Source organism: Kocuria rhizosphaericola, assembly GCF_044462205.1.
Classification (GTDB): Bacteria; Actinomycetota; Actinomycetes; order Actinomycetales; family Micrococcaceae; genus Kocuria; species Kocuria rhizosphaericola.
Genome location: NZ_JBISWK010000173.1, coordinates 1 through 19983 on the forward strand (window position 1 = coordinate 1; position 19983 = coordinate 19983).

Here is a 19983-nt window from a genome sequence, read left to right on the forward strand (position 1 = left end):
GGGGCACGGGCCCCCGCCCTCCCGGGACGGTGTCAGTCGCGCTCGAAGGCCGTCTGCACCAGCGTCTCGAGCTCGGCCGCGTGGCGCTTGGCCGAGCCGTTGGCCGGGGACGCGGACGCGGGGCGGGACGCCAGCCGGACCGGCCGGTCGAGCTGCGGCACCAGGTTGACCGCCATGAACGGCCACGCGCCCTGGTTGGCGGGCTCGTCCTGGGCCCACGTGAGCCGGGCCTCCGGGTACTTGCCGAGCTCCTCCCGGAGCTCGGCGAGGGGCAGCGGGTACAGCTGCTCCACGCGCACGATCGCCGTCCCCCGGTCCTTGCGCTCCTCGCGGGCCGCGGCGAGGTCGTAGTAGAGCCGGCCGGAGACCAGCACGACGTCCGTGACCTCGGAGGCCTCGAGCCCCGCCTGGTCGCCGATCACCGGGCGGAACGTGCCGGAGGTGAACTCCTCGATGGGGGAGGCCGCCGCCTTGAGGCGCAGCAGCTGCTTCGGCGTGGCCACCACCAGCGGCTTGCGCGGGCGGCTGTAGGCCTGCCGGCGCAGCAGGTGGAAGTGGTTCGACGGGGTCGAGGGGTTGGCCACGACCATGTTCTTCTCGGCGCACAGCGTCAGGAAGCGCTCGATGCGGGCCGAGGAGTGGTCCGGGCCCTGCCCCTCGAAGCCGTGCGGCAGGAGCATGACCAGCGACGAGCGCTGGCCCCACTTCTGCTCGGCGGAGGAGACGAACTCGTCCAGGATGATCTGGGCGCCGTTGACGAAGTCGCCGAACTGGGCCTCCCACACGGTCAGGGCATCGGGCCGCTCCACGGAGTAGCCGTACTCGAAGCCCAGCACCCCGTACTCGGACAGCAGCGAGTTGTAGATCGCCAGCTGCGCCTGGCCTCCGGAGAGGTGGTTGAGCGGGGTCCACTCCGCGCCGGTGTCGGCGTCGTAGAACACGGCGTGGCGCTGGGTGAAGGTGCCGCGCCGGACGTCCTGGCCGGACATCCGGACCGGGATGCCCTCCATCATGAGGGAGCCGAAGGCCATGAGCTCGCCCATGCCCCAGTCCACACCGCCCTCGCGGGTCATCGCCTCGCGGCGCTCGAGCAGCTTGCGCAGCTTCTTGTGCACGGCGAAGCCCTCGGGGACCTCCACGTGCACCGCGCCGATCCGCTCGGCGGCGTCGGTGGAGATCGCCGTGGTGCGCGGGATCGAGACGCCGGAGTCCGCCTGCTGGGCGGAGGGGCGCTCGATGTTCGAGATCGCGGCGGAGTCGCCGGTGACCAGCGGGATGGAGGAGGTCTGGGCCTCGTGGGTCTCGGCGAAGACCCGCTCCAGCCGCTCCTGGTAGTCCTTCAGCGCCCGGTCGGCCTCCTCCTGGGTGATGTCGCCGCGGCCCACGAGGTTCTCGGTGTAGATCCTGCGGGTCGAGCGCTTCTCCTCGATCAGGTTGTACATCAGCGGCTGGGTCATCGAGGGGTCGTCGCCCTCGTTGTGGCCGCGCCGGCGGTAGCACACGAGGTCGATGATGACGTCCTTGTGGAAGGTCTGCCGGTACGCGAACGCCATCTGGCCCACGTGGGTGACGGCCTCGGGGTCGTCGGCGTTGACGTGGAAGATCGGCGCCTGGAGGCCCTTGGCGATGTCCGTCGCGTAGGTGGTGGACCGGGCCGCGGCGGGCGCGGTGGTGAAGCCCACCTGGTTGTTCACGACGACGTGGACGGTGCCGCCCACGGTGTAACCGGGCAGCAGCGCCATCTGCAGGACCTCGGCCACGACACCCTGGCCCGCGAAGGCCGCGTCGCCGTGCACCTGGATCGGCAGCACCGGGTAGGTGCCGTCGCCCTCGGGGCCGGCCCCCAGGACGTCGGTCTTGGCCCGGGCGATGCCCTCGACGACCGGGTCGGCCGCCTCGAGGTGGGACGGGTTCGCGGCGAGGTAGACCTGGGTCTCGTTGCCGTTGTCGGAGGTGAAGGAGCCCTCCGTGCCGAGGTGGTACTTCACGTCGCCGGAGCCCTCGGTGGTGCGCGGGTCCTGGCTGCCCTCGAACTCCCGGAAGACCTGGGCGTAGGACTTGCCGGCGATGTTGGTGAGCACGTTGAGCCGGCCGCGGTGGGCCATGGCGATGCCCACGCCCGCGAGCCCGGCGTCGGCGGCGTCCGAGATGATCTCGTCCAGCAGCGGGATGAGTGACTCGCCGCCCTCGAGGGAGAAGCGCTTCTGGCCCACGTACTTGGTCTGCAGGAACGTCTCGAACGCCTCGGCGGCGTTGAGCCGGCCGAGGATGCGGAACTGCTCCTCACGGCTGGGCTTCTGGTACCCGTGCTCGAGCTGGTCCTGGAACCACTCGCGCTCCTCCGGCTCCTGCAGGTGCATGTACTCCACGCCGAGGGTCCGGCAGTAGGCGTCCCGCAGCCGGCCCAGGATGGTGCGCAGGCTCAGGACGTCGGCGCCGCCGAAGCCCCCGGTGGGCCACTCGCGCTCCAGGTCCCACAGGGACAGCCCGTAGGTGCGGATGTCGAGGTCCGGGTGCTTGCGCATCACGTACTCGAGCGGGTTGGTGTCCGCCATGAGGTGCCCGCGGACCCGGTAGGCGTGGATGAGCTGCTGGATCCGGGCGACCTTGTTGACCTGGATCTCCGGGTTGACCTGGTTGTCCACGGCCCAGCGCACGGGCTCGTAGGGGATCCGCAGGGCCTCGAAGATCTCGTCGTAGAAGTCCTCCGTGCCCAGCAGGTAGGACTCGATCAGGCGCAGGAACTCGCCGGAGCCGGCGCCCTGGATGACGCGGTGGTCGTAGGTCGAGGTCAGCGTGATGATCTTCGAGACCGCGTGGCGGGCGATGGTCTTGGGGGAGGAGCCCCGGTACTCGGCGGGGTGGTCGAGGGCCCCCACGCCGACGATGCACGCCTGGCCCTTGGACAGCCGCGGCACCGAGTGCACGGTGCCGATGCCGCCCGGGTTGGTCAGGGACACGGTGGTGCCCTGGTAGTCGTCCATGGTCAGCTCGTTGGCGCGCGCGCGGCGGACGATGTCCTCGTACGCGTTCCAGAACTGCATGAAGGACATCTCCTCGGCGCCCTTGATGTTCGGCACCACGAGGTTGCGGGATCCGTCCTTGTTCGGGATGTCGATGGCGACGCCGAAGTTGACGTGGGCGGGGTGCACCGCGACGGGCTTGCCGTCCTGCTCGTCGTAGACGACGTTCTGGGAGGGGTAGTTGGCCAGCGCCTTGATCACGGCGTAGCCGATCAGGTGCGTGAAGGACACCTTGCCGCCACGGTTGCGGGCGAGGTGGCTGTTGATCACGATGCGGTTGTCGATCAGCAGCTTCGCGGGGACGGCGCGGACCGTGGTGGCGGTGGGCACCGTGAGGGACGCGTCCATGTTGGCGGCCACGGCCTTCGCGGGACCGCGCAGCTTGACGACCTTGTCCTCGGCCGGCGCGTCGTGGTTGGGGGCCGTGGCGCGGGCGCGGGCGGGCTGGGCCGGAATGGGCTTCTTCGCCTCCGTGGCATCGGCCTCGCCCTGGTCGGTCTCGGGCCGGCCCTCCGCCTTGGCACCGGACTTGGTGGGTGCGGGAGCCGCCGCGGGCTTCGCCGCCGGCGCGGAGGAGGTCCGCTCAGCGGTCTTCTGCGACCTGGGCGGCTGGGGGGCGGCGGCGGCCTTGGGCTGCGCGGCGGCGGCCTCCGGGGCCGTCTTCCTCGCGGTGGAGGGCGCCTTCTCCGGGGTCTTCTGCGGCGCCTTCTCGGAGGTCTTCGCCGCCGGGGCCTCCGCGGAGCCCGCCTGCTCCGGAGAGGTGTCGCTGTCCGCGCTCATCGACTCGAAGATGGGCCACCACTTCTCGTCCACCGAGTTCTTGTCCGTCCGGTACTTCTCGAACAGTTCGTCGACGAGCCACTCGTTACCTGCGAATTCTTCAGGGATGGGGTGCTGTGGCTGATGTGGCACGGGGAATACGCCTCTTCCATGGTTGATCGCGTGGAGGCCGTCTGCCCGGTCTCCACAGTGTCGGTCCCGGCAGCGTCCGGACCGCCGCCGGTGTTCGTCGCCGGCCGTCTCCCGCGACAGCCGGCGGCGTCCGCCTCCGGGAGCTGCCGGACGGTCGTAGACCGGGCGCGGCCGTACCTCCGGCGAGTCTAGTGATCCGCGCGGCGGCATGGCTAGTCCGCCGCCCCGCCGCGGGGCCGCGTGTCGCGGGCCCCGGCTAGACTGGCGCGCGTGCGCTTCCTCAACACCCCCACCTCCGACCTGACCTACAGCGACGTCTTCCTCGTCCCCTCGAGCTCCCGGGTCACCTCCCGCTTCGACGTCGACCTCACCCCCCGCGACGGCACGGGCGCCACCGTGCCGCTCGTGGCCGCGAACATGACGGCCGTCACCGGGCGCCGGATGGTCGAGACGCTCGCCCGCCGCGGCGGACTCGGGATCCTGCCGCAGGACATCCCGCTCGACGTCATCGCCGACGTCACGTCCTGGGTCAAGGACCGCTCGCCGCGCTTCGAGACGCCGGTGGTCCTCGGCGCCGAGGACACCGTCCACGACGCCCTGGGCATCATGCACAAGCGCCCCCACGGCGCCGTGGTGGTGTGCGGCCCGGAGCGGGCCTACCGCGGGGTGGTGCTCGCGGCCGACTGCGCCGAGGTGGACCGCTTCACCCAGCTCGGCTCGATCATGCGCACCGACGCCCCGGTGTTCCAGCTCGAAGAGGTCCGGGCCGGGTCCGGCGACGACGTCCTCGCCGCCGCCTACGACCGGCTGACCCAGACCCGCGCCCACGTGGCGCCCGTGCTCGACGGGGACACGGTGGTGGGCGTGCTGACACGGAAGGGCACGGTCCGCTCCACCATCTACACCCCCGCGCTGGACGGCGCCGGCCGGCTCCGGGTGGGCGCCGCCGTGGGCATCAACGGAGACGTCCGGGGCAAGACCCGGGCCCTCCTCGACGCCGGCGTGGACGTGCTCGTCGTCGACACCGCCCACGGCCACCAGCGCAAGATGGTGGAGGCCCTCGAGCAGGTGCGCGCGGCGGCCCCCGACGTGCCCGTCGTGGCGGGCAACGTGGTCACCGCCGACGGCGTCCAGGACCTCGTCGACGCCGGCGCCGACATCGTGAAGGTCGGCGTGGGCCCCGGGGCGATGTGCACCACCCGGATGATGACCGCCGTGGGGCGCCCCCAGTTCTCCGCCGTGCTCGAGTGCGCCGAGGCCGCCGCCGGGCTGGGCCGCCACGTCTGGGCGGACGGCGGCGTGAAGCACCCCCGGGACGTCGCCCTGGCCCTCGCGGCCGGCGCCAGCCAGGTCATGGTCGGCTCCTGGTTCGCCGGCACCCACGAGGGCCCCGGCGAGCTGAACGTGGACGCCGACGGCCGCATGTACAAGGAGAGCTTCGGCATGGCCTCGACCCGCGCGGTGCGCGAGCGCACCCGCGGCGAGGGCGCCTTCGACCGGGCCCGCAAGGGCCTGTTCGAGGAGGGCATCTCGAGCTCCAAGATGTACCTCGACCCCGAGCGCCCCGGCGTGGAGGACCTCGTGGACCAGATCACCGCCGGCGTGCGCAGCTCCATGACCTACGCGGGGGCCACGACCCTCGAGCAGTTCGCGTCCCGGGCCGTGGTCGGCATCCAGTCCGCCTCCGGCTACGAGGAGGGCAGGGCGCGCCCCGTCAGCTGGTCGTGAGCAGGCGCCGGACGGGTGCCGCTCCGGTACTCTGGAGCTCTCATGGACTCGTTCAGTAGTTGCCGGCCCGGCCGCGGCGTCCCCCGCCGCGGCCCCCGAGCCGGCTCACCCACCACCCCCCTCTCCGCTCCCGGCCGCACGGCCGCCGCCCGTCCCGCCCGGCGGGCCGCCACGGGAGGCCGCTCCTGATGGAATGGCTGCTCCTGGCGGCGGGTCTGCTCCTGATCCTCGGCACGGGCTTCTTCGTGGCCGTGGAGTTCTCCCTGGTGGCCCTCGACCAGACCACGGTGCGCCGGGCGGTCGCCGAGGGCGACCGGGCCGCGGAACCGCTGCTCAAGTGCCTCAAGTCCCTGTCCACGCAGCTCTCCAGCTGCCAGCTGGGGATCACCCTGACCACCCTGCTCACCGGCTACACCCTGGACCTGGCGCTCCAGTCCTTCCTGCGGGAGCCGATCGCCGAGCTCACCGGCCTGTCCGTGGCGGCCGCCGGGGGAGCCACCCTGGCGCTGTCGATGCTCCTCTCCACGCTGCTGTCCATGCTGCTCGGTGAGCTCGTGCCCAAGAACTGGGCCATCGCGGAGGCGTTCCGGGTGGGCCGGCTGGTCGCCCGTCCCCAGCTCGTGTTCACGGCGGTGTTCAAGCCGTTCGTGGTCACCCTCAACGGCGTGGCCAACCGCGTCCTGCACCTGTTCGGGATGGAGGCCAAGGAGGAGCTCTCGGGCGCGCGCTCCCCGGAGGAGCTGTCCTCGATGGTCCGCCGCTCCGCGAAGATGGGCACCCTGGACGCCGGCACCGCCGCGTTCGTCGCCAAGACCCTCACGTTCGCGGAGCGCACGGCCGCGGACGTCATGACGCCCCGGATCCGCGTGCAGATGCTCGACTCCCACGAGTCCGTGGCGGACGTCGTGGCCGTCGCCTCCCGCACCGGGCACTCCCGGTTCCCCGTGATGGACGACTCCCCGGACGACGTCCGCGGAGTGGTCCACGTCAAGAAGGCCGTGGCCGTGCCCTCGGAGCGCCGCGCCGCCCTGGAGTGCGGGGCGATCATGGAGGACGTCCTGCGCGTGCCCGAGACCGTCCACCTGGACTCCCTGCTCGTGCAGCTGCGCTCCGGCGGGCTCCAGATGGCCGTCGTCGTCGACGAGTGGGGCGGCACCGCCGGTGTCGTCACCCTCGAGGACCTCGTGGAGGAGGTGGTCGGGGAGGTCTCCGACGAGCACGACCGGCTCAGCCTCGGCGCCCTGCAGTCCGCGGCGGGCGAGTGGTACTTCCCGGGCCTGATGCGCCCCGACGAGGTCTCCGAGCAGATCACCGAGCTCGACATCGAGGACGGGCCCGCCTACGAGACCATGGGCGGTTTCATGATGGACCGGCTCGGGCAGATCCCGAAGCCCGGGGACGTGGTCCCCGTCCAGGGCGGGGTGCTCGAGGTCGCCCGGATGGAGGGGCGCCGCGTGGACCGGATCCGCTTCGTCCCCACCCCGGCCGAGCACGAGGACGCCGCGACCGGCGCCCGCGAGCAGGGCGCACGAGAGGAGGACGCACGATGAGCGACTGGGCAGGCCTCGCGTGGCTCGTGGTGCTCCTGGCGGGCAACGCCTTCTTCGTGGGCGGCGAGTTCGCCGTCATGTCCGCACGGCGCAGCCAGATCGAGCCGCTGGCCGAGGAGGGCGACAAGCGGGCCCGGACCGCGCTGTACGCGATGGAGCACGTCTCGCTCATGCTGGCCTGCTGCCAGCTGGGCATCACCGTGTGCTCGCTGCTGATCCTCAACATCTCCGAGCCGGCGCTGCACCACATCGTCTCCGGCCCGCTGGAGCACCTGGGCGTACCGGTGGAGATCGCCGACGTCAGCGGGTTCCTCACGGCCCTGCTCGTGGTCACCTTCCTGCACGTGGTGTTCGGCGAGATGGTGCCGAAGAACATGTCGGTGTCCGCCGCGGACCGCGCGGTGCTGCTGCTGGCGCCGCCGCTCGTGTTCGTCTCCCGCGTGGTCAAGCCGGTCATCGCCACGCTGAACTGGTCGGCGAACCACGTCCTGAAGCTGATGGGCATCGAGCCGAAGGACGAGGTCTCCTCGACCTTCACCCTCGACGAGCTCCAGTCCATCGTGGCGGAGTCCACGAAGGAGGGCACCGTCGCGGACCAGACGGGCCTGCTGTCCGGGGCCCTCGAGTTCTCGTCGAAGCGCACCGCCGACGTCATGGTGCCGTTGCAGGAGCTGGTGACGCTGCCCGAGGACGTGTCCGCGGCGGAGGTCGAGAAGGCGGTGGCACGCACGGGCTTCTCGCGCTTCGCGCTCACGGAGGACGACGGCGAGCTCAACGGCTACCTGCACATCAAGGACGTGCTGTCGATCCCGGAGAGCCGCTACAACGAGGCGGTGCCGGTGACCCGTGTCCGCTCGCTGGCGAACCTGCGGCCCGGCATCGAGATCGACGACGCGCTGGCGGCCATGCAGCGCACCGGCTCGCACCTGGCACGCGTGGTCGACGCCGGTGGGCAGACCCTCGGCGTGCTGTTCCTCGAGGACGTCATCGAGGAGCTGGTCGGTGAGATCCGCGACACCACACAGGACCGGCGGCAGCGCCGCGGGGACCGGGTGGACACCTCCGAACCGCCGCGCTGAACGGCCGCCGACCGGCCCGCCGTGGGGACTCCCGGCGCTTGGTAGCATGAGGCTCCTGATGCAAAGCATTCTCATCGGAGCGCACAGCTCCCGACATCCCGCGGGGGTCCCCCCCGGTGTCGCGACCGCGCAGGAACGGGTCCGCCACGACCGCACTGCTTCCGCCCGCGCGCCCGCGCGCCGTCCTCCGGGCCGCCGCCCTCGCCGGCGCCGCGCTCCTGGGCCTGAGCGCGTGCGCGGACGGCGCCGCCGAGGACGCCGGGCCGGACGACGCGCTGACCGTCGTGACCACCACGACGGTCTACGCCGACGTCGTGCGCGAGGTCGGCAGGGACGCCGTGGTGGTCGACCCGGTCATCGACTCCACGGCCCAGGAACCCCACTCCTACGAGGCCACCGCCCAGGACCGGCTCGCCGTGGCGGACGCCGACCTCGTGGTGCTCAACGGCGGGGGCTACGACGCCTTCATGGAGGACCTCGCCGCCCAGGGCGACGCCCAGGTGGTCGAGGCCTACGAGGCTTCCGGCCTGGCGGGCGGGAGCGCCGAGCCCGCCCCGCACGAGGGCCACGAGCACGAGGGCCACCAGCACGGCGGGAGCGACGAGCACGTCTGGTACGACCTCGACGCCATGGACGAGGTGGCCGTGGCGGTCGCCGGCCGGCTCGCCGTGCTGGACCCGGACGGCGCCTCCGCCTACCGGGACAACGCCGGGGCCTTCGCCGACCGGCTCGCGGCCCTGAAGCAGCGGCTCGCCGACGTGCCCGCCGACAACGCGGCCTTCGTGGCGACCGAGCCCGTGGCGGTCCACCTGCTCGAGGACGCGGGGCTCCACGACGACACCCCCGCGGAGTTCACGGCGGCCGTGGAGAACGGCACCGACCTCCCCCCGCCGGTCCTGCGGGAGGTCCGGGAGGAGCTGCGCAGCGGCCACGTGCAGCTGCTCGCACTCGACGCACGGACCGCCTCGGGCCGGACCGGGCAGCTGCGCGACGACGCCCGGGCCGCCGACGCTGCGGTCGTGGAGTTCACCGAGACCCCGCCCGAGGGCAGCACCTACCTCGAGTGGATGGACGACAACGTCACCGCGGTCGCCGACGCCCTGGGCGCGCTGCGCCCCACGGCCTCGGGCGCGGCCGCCGAGTGAGCGGGGCCCCGGCCGGTGGCGCTCGACCGGGACCACGTGCTCCCCTCGGTCCTCGTCCTCGACGACCACGGCGAGACGGTCGCGCTGCACGGCAGCTCGATCCGGGCGGGCGCCCTGCTCGTCCTGGCGCTGCTCATCGATCCGGCGGCCGTGCGCACGCGCTGCCGAGCAGGTGCGGCCGGTCCGGGGCTCAGGCCAGGACCCGGACCGCCGCGGGGAGGACGTCCACGCGCGCCGGCAGCGGTCCGAGGCGTTCTCCGTCCGCGTAGGCGGTGACGTCCGCGGCGTCCACGGCCACGGAGCGGACCCGTTCGATCCGCACGCTCTCCAGCGCCACGTGCCGGCCCGAGAACAGCCGGGGGAACAGGAAGAGGAAGCGGGCCCGGCCCAGGGGCGCCACGGTGAACAGCTCCAGCAGCCCGTCGTCCTCCCGGGCCCCGGGCACGATCGACAGGCCGCCCCCGATCGACGAGGTGTTGGCGACGTTCAGGAGCACCCCCTCCCGGCGCTCCGTGCGGCGCCGTCCGCCGGCGTCCTCGATCTCGAGCCGGTAGCGGACGGTGCGCAGCCGCACGATCTCCACCAGGACGGCCAGCAGGTACTTGGTGGATCCGGTGAGGCGCAGCCACCGGTTGGCGCGCTCGTTGACCACGGCGTCGAAGCCGGCGCACAGGGCGGTCGCGAAGAAGGACGTGCGCCCGTCCGGGAAGCGCACCCGGCCGACGTCGAGCCGGCGCGGTCCGGGGTCGTCGAGCCGGCGCAGGATCCGCCCCGCCGCGATCACCGGGTCCCGCAGCGGGACCCCGAAGTGCCGGGCCAGGTCGTTGCCGGTCCCGCACGGCACCACGCCCAGCGGGATGTCGACGCCCTGCGCGGCGAGCTCCACGAGCACCCCGAGACCGGCCTGGACCATCCCGTCCCCGCCCACGACCACGAGCGCCCGGGTCGTGAGGGCCCGCTCCCGCAGACGGTCGCGGACCAGTGCCAGCAGGGCGTCGAGGTCCCCGGCGGAGAGCACCACGGTCTCGTCGCCGCCGGTGCGCAGCAGCTCCGCGGCCCGGTGCGCGTCCTCCAGGGCGCGGCCGCGGCCCGCGTGCGGGTTGACCGCGAGGACGAAGACGCCGCGGGGCGGAGCCGACTCAGCCATCGGCCCGCCGCGCCCCGCAGGCGGCGCACAGGCCGGTGATCTCGATCGTGTGGTCCACCTCGGTGAAGCCGTGGGCTGCGGCGGTGCGCCCGGCCCACTCCTCGATGGTGGGCGCCTCGAGCTCCACGGCGGCGCCGCAGCGGCGGCACACGAGGTGGTGGTGGTGGTGCTCGGCCGCGCAGCGGCGGTAGATCGCCTCGCCGTCGTCGCTGCGCAGGACGTCCAGCTCCCCGAGCTCGGACATCGACTGCAGGATCCGGTAGGTCGTGGCCAGGGAGACGGAGTCGCCGCGCTCCCGCAGCAGGGCGTGCAGGTCCTGCGTGGAGATGAAGTCCTCCAGGGACGCGAGGGCCCGGGAGACGGCACGGCGCTGCCGGGTGTTGCGGACCTCCCCGGCGCCACCGCCGCTGGTTCTCACGCTCACGCCTCGTCCTCTCGTCGCTGGTACCGGGCAGGTCACCAGCTTAACAAGGACCGCCCGACACGTCCTCCGCCGCCCTGGGGGCCCGGCCGGAGCCGGGGATAGGGTGGGCCCATGGAGCTGATCAAGTACACCCACTCGTGCGTGCGGCTCGAGAAGGAGGGCAGGGTCCTGGTCCTCGACCCGGGCAAGTTCTCCGGGCGGGAGGAGCTCGCGGAGGCCCTCGACGGGGCGGACGTCCTGCTCGTCACGCACGTGCACCCCGACCACCTCGACCCGGAGCCGGTGCACGCGCACCTCCGGGCGCACCCGGAGATCCAGGTGTACGCCCCGGCCCCGGTCGCCGCAGGATTGCGGGAGGCCCTCGGGGAGGGCCACGCGATCCACGACGCCGAGCCCGAGACCGTGCTGGAGCTCGAGGGCTTCACCGTGCGGACGTTCGGCGGCCAGCACGCGCTGATCCACCCGCTCATCCGCACCGTGGACAACATCGGCTACCTGGTCGACGACACGGTCTACCACCCCGGCGACTCGCTGGTGGTCCCGCACGGGCTCTCCGCACCCGTGCTGCTGGCCCCGATCCACGCGCCCTGGAACAAGCTGGCGGAGGTCATCGACTTCGTGGTGGCCGTCCGCCCCGAGCGGGTCTTCCAGATCCACGACGGGCTGCTCTCCGACAACGGCTTCGGCGTGATCGAGGGACAGCTGAGCGCGTTCGCCGCGAAGTACGGGGCCGAGTACCGACACCTGGCCACCGGCGAGCGCGTGGCCCTGTAGCCGCGCGGCCGCCGTCCCGCGCGGAGGCCGCGGTCCGACCACCACCCACCACCGGAAGGGAGCACCCGTGAGCACCGTCTTCACGAAGATCATCGAGGGGGAGATCCCCGGCCGCTTCGTCTGGCAGGACGAGCACTGCGTCGGGTTCCTGTCGATCGACCCCCTCTCGCAGGGCCACACCCTCGTGGTGCCCCGCGCGGAGCACGACCACTGGATCGACCTGCCCGAGGACCTGGCGGCGCACCTGATGGTCGTCTCCCAGCGGATCGGGCGGGCCATCGACGCCGTGTGGCGCCCCGCGCGGGTGGGCCAGATGATCCAGGGCTTCGAGGTCCCGCACACCCATGTACACGTGTGGCCGGCGAACTCGATCGAGCAGTTCCAGTTCGCCAACGCGCTCCGCGACCCGGATCCCGCCTGGATGGACGAGGCCGCCGAGCGGCTCCGGGCCGCCCTCGCCGAGGCCGGGCACGGGTCCTCCGTCCCGCAGGCGTGACCCGCGGGCCCGGTGCCTGACGCCGGTGCCCGGGCACCGGCGGCGGGTCAGGCCCGGGCGCCCTCGAGGGCGTCCTTGAGAGCCTTCCGGATCCGCTTCTCCGAGACGGTGTGGGCGGTGCCCAGCTCCTGGGCGAACAGCGAGACCCGCAGCTCCTCGATCATCCAGGCGACCCGGCGCAGCTCGTCGGGCACCGGGGCGTGCGGCGGCAGGGAGTCCAGCGCCGCGTCGTAGTCGTCCTCGAGCTTCTGCACGGCGAGCATGCCGACCGTGTCCCGCTGCAGGTGCCCGGCGAGCTTCTCGAGCCGCACCTCCATCGCCCGCACGTAGCGGGGCAGGTGCTGGAGCTGGTCGTAGCCGGTGGCGGCGACGAAGCCCGGGTGCACGAGGTGCTCGAGCTGGGCCTTCACGTCGTTGAGCGAGTTCACCGCGGCGAGCGAGGACGAGCGCTTGAGCTGCTTGCGGATCCGGCCCGCCCCGGAGAGCACCTGCTCCACGAGCGCGGTGACCTGGAAGACGGTGTCGATGAGCTCCGCCCGCACGTGCTCGTGCAGGGCCTCGAACGCCGCGCGGGTGAACGGGGGGTCCTGCGGGGTGAGCTTGTCGATCGCGGCGACCGTGCAGTCCGCGATGAGCTCGGTCACCGACCCGTGCGGGTTCTGGGTGAAGACCAGCTTCTCCCGGTTGTTGAGGTGCTCCAGCACGTACCGCTCGGGGGAGGGGATGCGCAGCTGCAGCAGGGTGATCACCCCGCGGCGCTGCGCGGCCCGCTGCTCGGCGGCCGAGGAGAGGATGCGCACGCCCACCGTGGTCTCCCGGCCCGCCGCCCGCCCCGCCGTGCCCCGCGGGCGCTCGGGGACGAGCGCCGGCCAGCCCGTGATCCGCTGGCCCGCCACCGTGGTCTCGACACTGCGCGGCAGGTCCTCCTCCGGCCACGCCGTCAGGCCCGAGCGTTCGAGCGCCGGCGGTGCCGGCGCCGCGGCCGGGGGCCTGGGCGCGGGGGTGCGCGGGCCCTCCCGGGCGGGTCCGCGGGCCGGGTCCCCGGAGGGGGCGCCGGGCACCGCGCCGAGGGACTCGGCCAGGGCGGAGCGGATCTCGTCGTGCAGCTCCGACCGGAGCGCCTCGAGGTCCTCACCCTCGCCCAGCACCCGGTTGCGGCGGTCCCGCACCTCGAAGCGCATCCGCAGGTGGGCCGGGACGGCCTCCCAGTTCCAGCATCCCGGCGGGACCACGTGGCCCCGGAGCCGGCGCAGGACCAGCTCCAGGGACGGCTCGAGGGCGTCGACGGCCGGGTCGAAGTCGGCGTCGAGCATCGCCACCGCCTGGCGGGCGACGTCCGGGGCGGGCACGAAGTTGCGGCGCACCGCCTTCGGCAGGGACTTGATGAGCGCCGTGACGAGCTCGGTCCGGAAGCCGGGGATCTGCCACCGGAACTGCTCGGGGTCCAGCTGGTTGAGGAACAGGACCGGCACGCGCACGGTCACGCCGTCGGCCTGCTCGGAGCCCGGGGCGAACTCGTAGACGAGGTCGAGCACCAGTTCCCCGTCGCGGGTGCGCCGGACCCACTGGCGCGGGTACAGGGACTCGTCGTAGCCGCCGGCCTCCTCGTCGATGAGGTCCTCGGGGTCCAGGTCCAGGAGGTGCTCGTCCTGCTGCCGGGCCTTCTTCCACCACGCGTCGAAGTGCCGGGCAGAGACCACGGACGCCGGGATCCGGGCGTCGTAGAACGCGAACAGGGCCTCGTCGTCGACCCTGAGGTCCTTGCGGCGGAGCCGGTTCTCGAGCTCCTCGACCTCGGCCAGGCGCTTGCGGTTGCGCGCGAAGAACCGGTGCCGGGTCTGCCAGTCGCCCTCCACGAGGGCGTGGCGCAGGAACAGCTCCCGCGCCAGGGCGGGGTCCACCCGCCAGAAGTTGATCCGACGCTGCGCCACGACGGGCACGCCGTAGAGGGTGACCTTCTCGTAGGCCATCACGGAGCCCTGCGCCCGGGACCAGTGCGGCTCCGAGACGCTGCGCTTGACCAGGTGCGGGGCCAGCTCCTCGGCCCACAGCGGGTCGATCACGGCGTTGACGCGGGCCCACAGCCGGGAGGTCTCCACGAGCTCCGCGGACATGATCCAGTCCGGGGACTTCTTGAACAGGTTCGAGCCCGGGAAGACGGCGAACCGGGAGCCGCGCGCGCCCTGGTACTCGCGCTTGCGCTCGTCCTTGAGCCCGATGTGGCTCAGCAGCCCCGCCAGCAGCGAGACGTGGATCTCCCGCTCCTTCCCGGAGGGGTCCACCTCACGGCCCTTGCCCACCCGGATGCCGACCTGCTGGCCCATCTGGCGCAGCTGGGCGTAGAGGTCCTGCCACTCCCGGATCCGCAGGAAGTTCAGGTGCTCCCGCTGGCACAGCTTCCGGAACCGGGTCGAGGAGAGCTCCTCCTGCTGCTCCTGGACGTAGCGCCACAGCAGCAGCCAGCTCGTGAAGTCCGAGTTCTCGTCGAAGAACCGCTTGTGCAGCTCGTCCGCCTGCTGGCGCTTCTCCAGGGGCCGTTCGCGGGGGTCCTGCACGGTCAGCGCCGCGGCGAGGACCATGACCTCCCGGGCGCAGCCCCGGCGGTCCGCCTCCACGATCATCCGGCCCAGCCGCGGGTCCACCGGCAGCTGCGCCAGCTGCCGGCCCACCGGGGTCAGCGGCCCGCCGGCGTCGTCGTCCCGCGGCCCCTGCGGGGACGAGCCCCGCGGTTCCTTGAGGGCGCCGAGCTCCCGGAGCAGGGCCACGCCGTCCTTGACGGCCCGGGACTCGGGCGGCTCCACGAACGGGAAGCGCTCGATGTCCCCGGGCTCCTTGACCACCCCGACCGAGGTCATCTGCAGGATCACGGCCGCCAGGGACGTGCGCAGGATCTCGGGATCGGTGAACTCCGCGCGGGAGAGGTAGTCCTCCTCCGAGTAGAGCCGGATGCAGATGCCGTCCGAGACGCGCCCGCAGCGCCCCGCGCGCTGGTTCGCCGAGGCCTGGGAGATGCGCTCGATGGGGAGGCGCTGCACCTTGGTCCGCGCCGAGTAGCGCGAGATGCGGGCCGTGCCCGGGTCGATCACGTACTTGATGCCCGGGACGGTCAGCGACGTCTCGGCCACGTTGGTGGCCAGCACGATCCGGCGTCGGCCCGACGGCGCGAACACCCGGTGCTGCTCCGCCATGGACAGCCGGCCGAACAGGGGCAGGATCTCGGTGTCGGCCAGACCCCGGACGCGTTTCAGGGTGCCCTGCAGCGCCTCCTGGGCGTCGCGGATCTCCCGCTCGCCCGCGAAGAAGATCAGGATGTCCCCGGGCGGCTCGGAGGAGAGCTCCTCGACGGCGTCGCACACGGCGTCGATCGGGTCGCGGTCCTCGTCCTCCAGCCCGTCGCCGGCGTCCTCGGCGTCCTGGCCGCCGTCCCCCGAGCGCGGCTGGGCCAGCGGGCGCCACCGGACCTCCACCGGATAGGTGCGCCCCGAGACCTCGATCACCGGCGCCGACTCGGCGCCCTCGGCCGCCTCCGGCGCGAAGTGCCGGGCGAAGCGCTCGGGGTCGATCGTGGCCGACGTGATGATCACCTTGAGGTCCGGGCGCCGGGGCAGGATCCGCCGGAGGTAGCCCAGCAGGAAGTCGATGTTCAGGGAGCGCTCGTGGGCCTCGTCGATGATGATCGCCGAGTACTTCTGCAGCAGGCGGTCGTGCCGGATCTCGGCGAGCAGGATGCCGTCGGTCATCAGCTTGACCCGCGAGTCGGCGCCCACCTCGGAGGTGAAGCGCACCTGGTAGCCGACCGTGCCGCCGATCTTCTCGCCCAGCTCCGAGGCGATGCGCTCCGCGACCGAGCGCGCGGCGATCCGCCGCGGCTGGGTGTGCCCGATCAGGCCGCGCTCGCCCAGGCCGAGCTCGAGGCACATCTTGGGGATCTGGGTCGTCTTGCCGGATCCGGTCTCGCCGGCGATGACGACCACCTGGTGCGCGGCGATCGCGCCCATGATGTCCTCGCGGCGCGCGGAGACCGGGAGGTGCTCGGGATAGACGATGGTTCGGGGGCTGCTCAGGGATGCTGACATGACCTCCCGATCCTACCGGGGACACGGCCCTCGGAGGGCCCGACCCCGGTGGACGATCGGGCACCGGCGACACGCCGTCGGCGCCGTTCTGTCACCACTTGTGAGCTGCCTCTCATTTTGTGAACGAACGGAAGGTAATATCGCTGACACCACTCGTTCTCGAAAGGACCCACCATGAAGCGACTGTTCCCGATGACGGCGGCCCTCGCCTCCACCGCCCTGCTGCTCACGGCCTGCGGCGGCTCCGACACCGAGGCCGCCGGGGGCGGAGGTGGCAACGGCGAGGCCGTCGAGGAGGCCACCGTCGGGATCAGCCAGTTCGTGGAGCACCCCTCGCTCGACGCCGCGCGGGAGGGCTTCGTCGCCGCGCTCGAGGAGGGCGGCTACACGGAGGGGGAGAACCTCACCCTCGACTTCCAGAACGCCTCCGGCGACCAGGGCACCTCGACCAGCATCGCCTCCAACATGGCGTCCTCGGACGCCGACCTCGTCCTGGCCATCGCCACGCCGTCCGCCCAGGGCGTCGCCCAGGCGGTCACCGACCGCCCGGTGCTGTTCACGGCCGTCACCGACCCGGTCGAGGCGGGGCTGGTCGACTCCCTCGAGAACCCCGGCGGCAACGTCACCGGGACCACCGACATGAACCCGGTCGCCGAGCAGATCGCGCTGGTCAAGCAGCTCGACCCGGACGCGAAGTCCGTGGGGATCATCTACAGCTCGGGCGAGACGAATTCGCAGGTCCAGGTGGAGCTCGCGAAGGAGGCCGCCGCGGAGGAGGGGCTGGAGGTCGTCGAGAAGGCCGTGACCAACACGTCCGAGGTGGCCCAGGCCGCCGAGTCCTTCGACACGGACGCCATCTACGTGCCCACCGACAACAAGGTGGTCTCCGGTCTCGAGGCCGTGATCGCCGCCGCCGAGTCCAAGCAGATCCCCCTGATCGCGGGGGAGGGCGACTCCGTGGAGCGCGGCGCCCTCATCACCCAGGGCCTCGACTACGAGCAGCTGGGGCGCCAGACCGGCGAGATGGCCGTGCGCATCCTCGCCGAGGGCGCGGACCCCGCGTCCATGCCCGTGGAGTCCCAGGAGGACACCCAGCTCATCATCAACCTCAAGGCCGCCGAGCGGATGGGCGTGGAGGTCCCCCAGGAGCTGCAGGACTCCGCCGACCAGGTCATCGAGTAGTCCCGGGCGGCCGGGACGGCGCCGGCGCCCGGAGGACCCCGGACGCCGGCCCGCCCGGCCCCCTCGGCACCCCACCACGACGGGGGCGCGCCCGCCCGATCGGCGGACGGACCCCGTCTCCCACCAATCAGAACGGATCCAGCAGAAGTGATAGCCGGTATCGAACTCGGACTGCTCTACGCGGTCATGGCGCTGGGCGTCTACCTCACGTTCCGGGTGCTCGACTTCCCCGACCTGACGGTCGACCAGTCCTTCACCACGGGCGCCGCCACCACGGCGATGATCATCCTCGGCGGCGGCAGCCCCTGGCTCGCCACCGCCGCCGGTTTCGTGACCGGTGCGCTCGCCGGGCTCATCACGGGCCTGCTCCACACCAAGGCCCACATCAACGGGCTGCTCGCGGGCATCCTCACCATGACCGCGCTGTACTCCATCAACCTGCGCGTCATGGACGGGCGGGCGAACCTGTCCCTGCTCCGCGAGGACACGATCTTCACCCCGCTCGCCGAGCTGGGCGTGCAGGGGACGTGGATCGGCATCGCCCTGTTCCTGCTCGGCGTCGCCGTGGTCAAGGTCCTGCTCGACTGGTTCCTCTACACGGACGCCGGCCTCGCGATGCAGGCCACGGGCGACAACCCGGAGATGATCCGCTCCTTCGGGGTGAACACGGACCACCAGAAGATGCTGGGACTGTGCCTGTCCAACGGGCTCGTGGGCCTCGCCGGGTCCTTCGTGGCCCAGTACCAGGGCTTCGCCGACATCGGCATGGGCATCGGCCTGATCGTCGTGGGGCTCGCCTCCGTGATCCTCGGCCAGGGGCTCTTCGGCTCCCGCACGGTCGTGCTGGCCACCCTGGCCGTCGTCCTCGGCTCGGTCGTCTACCGGCTGGTCATCACCGTGGCCCTGCAGGCCGGGCTCAACCCGTCCGACATGAAGCTGATCTCCGCGGTCCTCGTGGTGGCCGCGCTCGTGGTGCCGCAGCTGCAGTTCTTCAAGCGCCGCCGGGAACGGCACATGGCGAGCGAGGCGGCACGTCTCGTCGACGACCTCACCGACACCCCCGCGACCACGAAGGCAGGTGCCTGAGCCGTGCTCACCATCGACAACGTCCACAAGACGTTCTTCGCCGGGACCGTCAACGAGCGGCGCGCCCTGGCCGGCGTCTCGCTCACGCTGCAGGAGGGCGACTTCCTGACCGTGATCGGCTCCAACGGTGCCGGCAAGTCGACGATCCTCAACGCCATCTCCGGCTCCCTGATCCCGGACACGGGTACGGTGCGGGTCGACGACACCGACGTCACCCGGCTGCCCGAGCACAAGCGCGCCCGGTACCTGTCCCGCGTGTTCCAGGACCCCATGAAGGGCTCCTCGCCGACCATGACGGTCGAGCAGAACATGGCGATCGCGTTCCAGCGGGGGAAGTCCCGGGGCCTCGCCCCGGGGCTCACGAACGCACGCCGCCAGCTCTTCCGCGACAAGCTGGCCAGCCTCGAACTGGGCCTGGAGAACCGGCTGGGCGCCAAGGTGGGCCTGCTCTCCGGCGGCCAGCGCCAGGCCCTGTCCCTGCTCATGGCGACGTTCTCGGAGCCGCGCATCCTGCTCCTCGACGAGCACACGGCGGCCCTGGACCCGCAGCGCGCGGACCTCGTGTCCCGGCTCACCGCGGACATCGTCTCCGAGCAGAACCTCACCACGGTCATGGTCACGCACAACATGGACCAGGCCCTGCGCCTGGGCAACCGGCTCATCATGATGCACGAGGGCCGGATCCTCTTCGAGCTCGACGCCGACCAGAAGCGGTCGATGACCGTGCCCGGCCTGCTCGAGCAGTTCCGCCGGCTGCAGCCGGGGGCGGGGCAGGACGCGTTCGACGACGCTACGCTGTTCGAGAGCGTCAAGACCGAGGACGGTTCCTGACCGGCCACCACCGCCCGACGGTCCACGACCGGCACGGACGACGACGGGGCGGGCCGGGTGCGGCCCGCCCCGTCGCGCGCGTCCGGGCGCTCCGCCCGGACCGGTCCAGCAGCCAGGAGAGCACCGCCGTGAGCCAGACCCCCGACCCGAACCACCCCCGCCGGCGCACCGGGGGGTGGATGCTGGCCGTGGGCGTGGTGGCCCTGTTCCTCGCCACGTTCACCGTGCCGGAGGCCATCCACCACCTCGCGCGCGCCTCGGCGGGAGAGGCCGAGGGCCTGAGCACGCGCGCGGTGGTGGTCACCGTCGTGGGCGCCGTCACCCTGCTCGGCGGCGGGACCCTGGCGATCGCCGGGTTCAACTGGCGCCGCTCGGCGGGGGAGGGCCCCAGCCGCGAGGACCGGCTGCTCGACGAGCAGTTCGGCGACGGCCCGGTGCTCCCCTACGACCCGCGGCACCGGTGGCGGCCCCTCGAGGACGACGAGGACTGACGGACCGGTCCGCTGCGGCCGGCCCGGGGGAGCGACCGC

General features: G+C 72.5%; 14 protein-coding genes. 10 read left to right on the forward strand and 4 right to left on the reverse strand.

Translation table 11 applies throughout. From position 1 onward, the window contains the following. Positions 1-32 precede the first annotated feature (32 nt). Complete coding sequence (locus ACH9D2_RS17685) at positions 33-3935, reverse strand: multifunctional oxoglutarate decarboxylase/oxoglutarate dehydrogenase thiamine pyrophosphate-binding subunit/dihydrolipoyllysine-residue succinyltransferase subunit (RefSeq protein ID WP_396364138.1); 3903 nt, start codon at positions 3933-3935, stop codon at positions 33-35. A 270-nt stretch (positions 3936-4205) separates the two neighbouring features. Between ACH9D2_RS17685 and guaB1 the strand changes: the two genes are divergently transcribed. The 4 genes from guaB1 to ACH9D2_RS17705 all read left to right on the forward strand — a co-directional run bounded on the left by guaB1 (position 4206) and on the right by ACH9D2_RS17705 (position 9437). Then, on the forward strand, positions 4206-5663 hold the full coding sequence (gene guaB1, locus ACH9D2_RS17690; protein ID WP_396364139.1) for a GMP reductase: 1458 nt from the start codon (positions 4206-4208) through the stop codon (positions 5661-5663). 188 nt (positions 5664-5851) lie between these two features. Then, positions 5852-7213, forward strand: coding sequence for a hemolysin family protein (locus ACH9D2_RS17695; protein WP_396364140.1), 1362 nt, complete (start codon positions 5852-5854; stop codon positions 7211-7213). Further along, positions 7210-8292, forward strand: coding sequence for a CNNM domain-containing protein (locus tag ACH9D2_RS17700; RefSeq protein ID WP_396364141.1), 1083 nt, complete (start codon positions 7210-7212; stop codon positions 8290-8292). Before ACH9D2_RS17695 ends, ACH9D2_RS17700 begins: the two co-directional genes overlap by 4 nt. A gap of 116 nt (positions 8293-8408) precedes the next feature. Then, positions 8409-9437 carry a metal ABC transporter solute-binding protein, Zn/Mn family gene (locus ACH9D2_RS17705; RefSeq protein WP_396364142.1) on the forward strand — a complete coding sequence of 343 codons (1029 nt, stop codon included), beginning with the start codon at positions 8409-8411 and terminating at the stop codon, positions 9435-9437. Positions 9438-9627: 190 nt separating this feature from the next. Here ACH9D2_RS17705 and ACH9D2_RS17710 read toward each other — a convergent pair whose 3' ends face one another. Together ACH9D2_RS17710 and ACH9D2_RS17715 are read right to left on the reverse strand one after the other, a co-directional pair. After that, positions 9628-10584 (reverse strand): diacylglycerol kinase family protein, encoded by a 957-nt coding sequence (locus tag ACH9D2_RS17710; RefSeq protein WP_396364143.1) that lies wholly within the window; start codon positions 10582-10584, stop codon positions 9628-9630. Continuing rightward, positions 10577-11008: a Fur family transcriptional regulator gene (locus tag ACH9D2_RS17715; RefSeq protein WP_396364144.1), complete on the reverse strand. Its 432-nt coding sequence runs from the start codon at positions 11006-11008 to the stop codon at positions 10577-10579. The genes ACH9D2_RS17710 and ACH9D2_RS17715 overlap by 8 nt, the downstream gene beginning before the upstream one ends. A gap of 111 nt (positions 11009-11119) precedes the next feature. On the opposite strand from ACH9D2_RS17715, the gene ACH9D2_RS17720 reads away from it, so the two are divergent. Then, positions 11120-11782 (forward strand): MBL fold metallo-hydrolase, encoded by a 663-nt coding sequence (locus ACH9D2_RS17720; RefSeq protein WP_396364145.1) that lies wholly within the window; start codon positions 11120-11122, stop codon positions 11780-11782. Positions 11783-11849: 67 nt separating this feature from the next. Beyond that, on the forward strand, positions 11850-12278 hold the full coding sequence (locus tag ACH9D2_RS17725; protein WP_396364146.1) for an HIT family protein: 429 nt from the start codon (positions 11850-11852) through the stop codon (positions 12276-12278). 47 nt (positions 12279-12325) lie between these two features. On the opposite strand, the gene hrpA is transcribed toward ACH9D2_RS17725, so the two are convergent. Next, positions 12326-16354, reverse strand: a complete 4029-nt coding sequence (gene hrpA, locus ACH9D2_RS17730; RefSeq protein WP_396364147.1) for an ATP-dependent RNA helicase HrpA — start codon at positions 16352-16354, stop codon at positions 12326-12328. Positions 16355-16528: 174 nt separating this feature from the next. Here hrpA and ACH9D2_RS17735 point away from each other — a divergent pair, with 174 nt between their 5' ends. The 4 genes from ACH9D2_RS17735 (at position 16529) to ACH9D2_RS17750 (ending at position 19944) form a co-directional block, all read left to right on the forward strand. Then, positions 16529-17536 carry an ABC transporter substrate-binding protein gene (locus ACH9D2_RS17735; protein ID WP_396364148.1) on the forward strand — a complete coding sequence of 336 codons (1008 nt, stop codon included), beginning with the start codon at positions 16529-16531 and terminating at the stop codon, positions 17534-17536. A gap of 147 nt (positions 17537-17683) precedes the next feature. After that, complete coding sequence (locus ACH9D2_RS17740) at positions 17684-18622, forward strand: ABC transporter permease (protein WP_396364149.1); 939 nt, start codon at positions 17684-17686, stop codon at positions 18620-18622. 3 nt (positions 18623-18625) lie between these two features. Beyond that, positions 18626-19453, forward strand: coding sequence for an ABC transporter ATP-binding protein (locus tag ACH9D2_RS17745; RefSeq protein WP_396364150.1), 828 nt, complete (start codon positions 18626-18628; stop codon positions 19451-19453). A 128-nt stretch (positions 19454-19581) separates the two neighbouring features. Continuing rightward, positions 19582-19944, forward strand: coding sequence for a hypothetical protein (locus ACH9D2_RS17750; RefSeq protein ID WP_396364151.1), 363 nt, complete (start codon positions 19582-19584; stop codon positions 19942-19944). The last annotated feature ends 39 nt before the right edge of the window (positions 19945-19983 follow it).

What these genes read in the sequence shown, in the direction of transcription:
- ACH9D2_RS17695 (WP_396364140.1), top strand. Translation starts at nt 5,852, where the DNA reads ATGGAATGGCTGCTCCTGGCGGCGGGTCTGCTCCTGATCCTCGGCACG.
- ACH9D2_RS17735 (WP_396364148.1), top strand. Translation starts at nt 16,529, where the DNA reads ATGAAGCGACTGTTCCCGATGACGGCGGCCCTCGCCTCCACCGCCCTG.
- ACH9D2_RS17720 (WP_396364145.1), top strand. Translation starts at nt 11,120, where the DNA reads ATGGAGCTGATCAAGTACACCCACTCGTGCGTGCGGCTCGAGAAGGAG.
- ACH9D2_RS17700 (WP_396364141.1), top strand. Translation starts at nt 7,210, where the DNA reads ATGAGCGACTGGGCAGGCCTCGCGTGGCTCGTGGTGCTCCTGGCGGGC.
- hrpA (WP_396364147.1), bottom strand. Translation starts at nt 16,354, where the DNA reads ATGTCAGCATCCCTGAGCAGCCCCCGAACCATCGTCTATCCCGAGCAC.
- ACH9D2_RS17710 (WP_396364143.1), bottom strand. Translation starts at nt 10,584, where the DNA reads ATGGCTGAGTCGGCTCCGCCCCGCGGCGTCTTCGTCCTCGCGGTCAAC.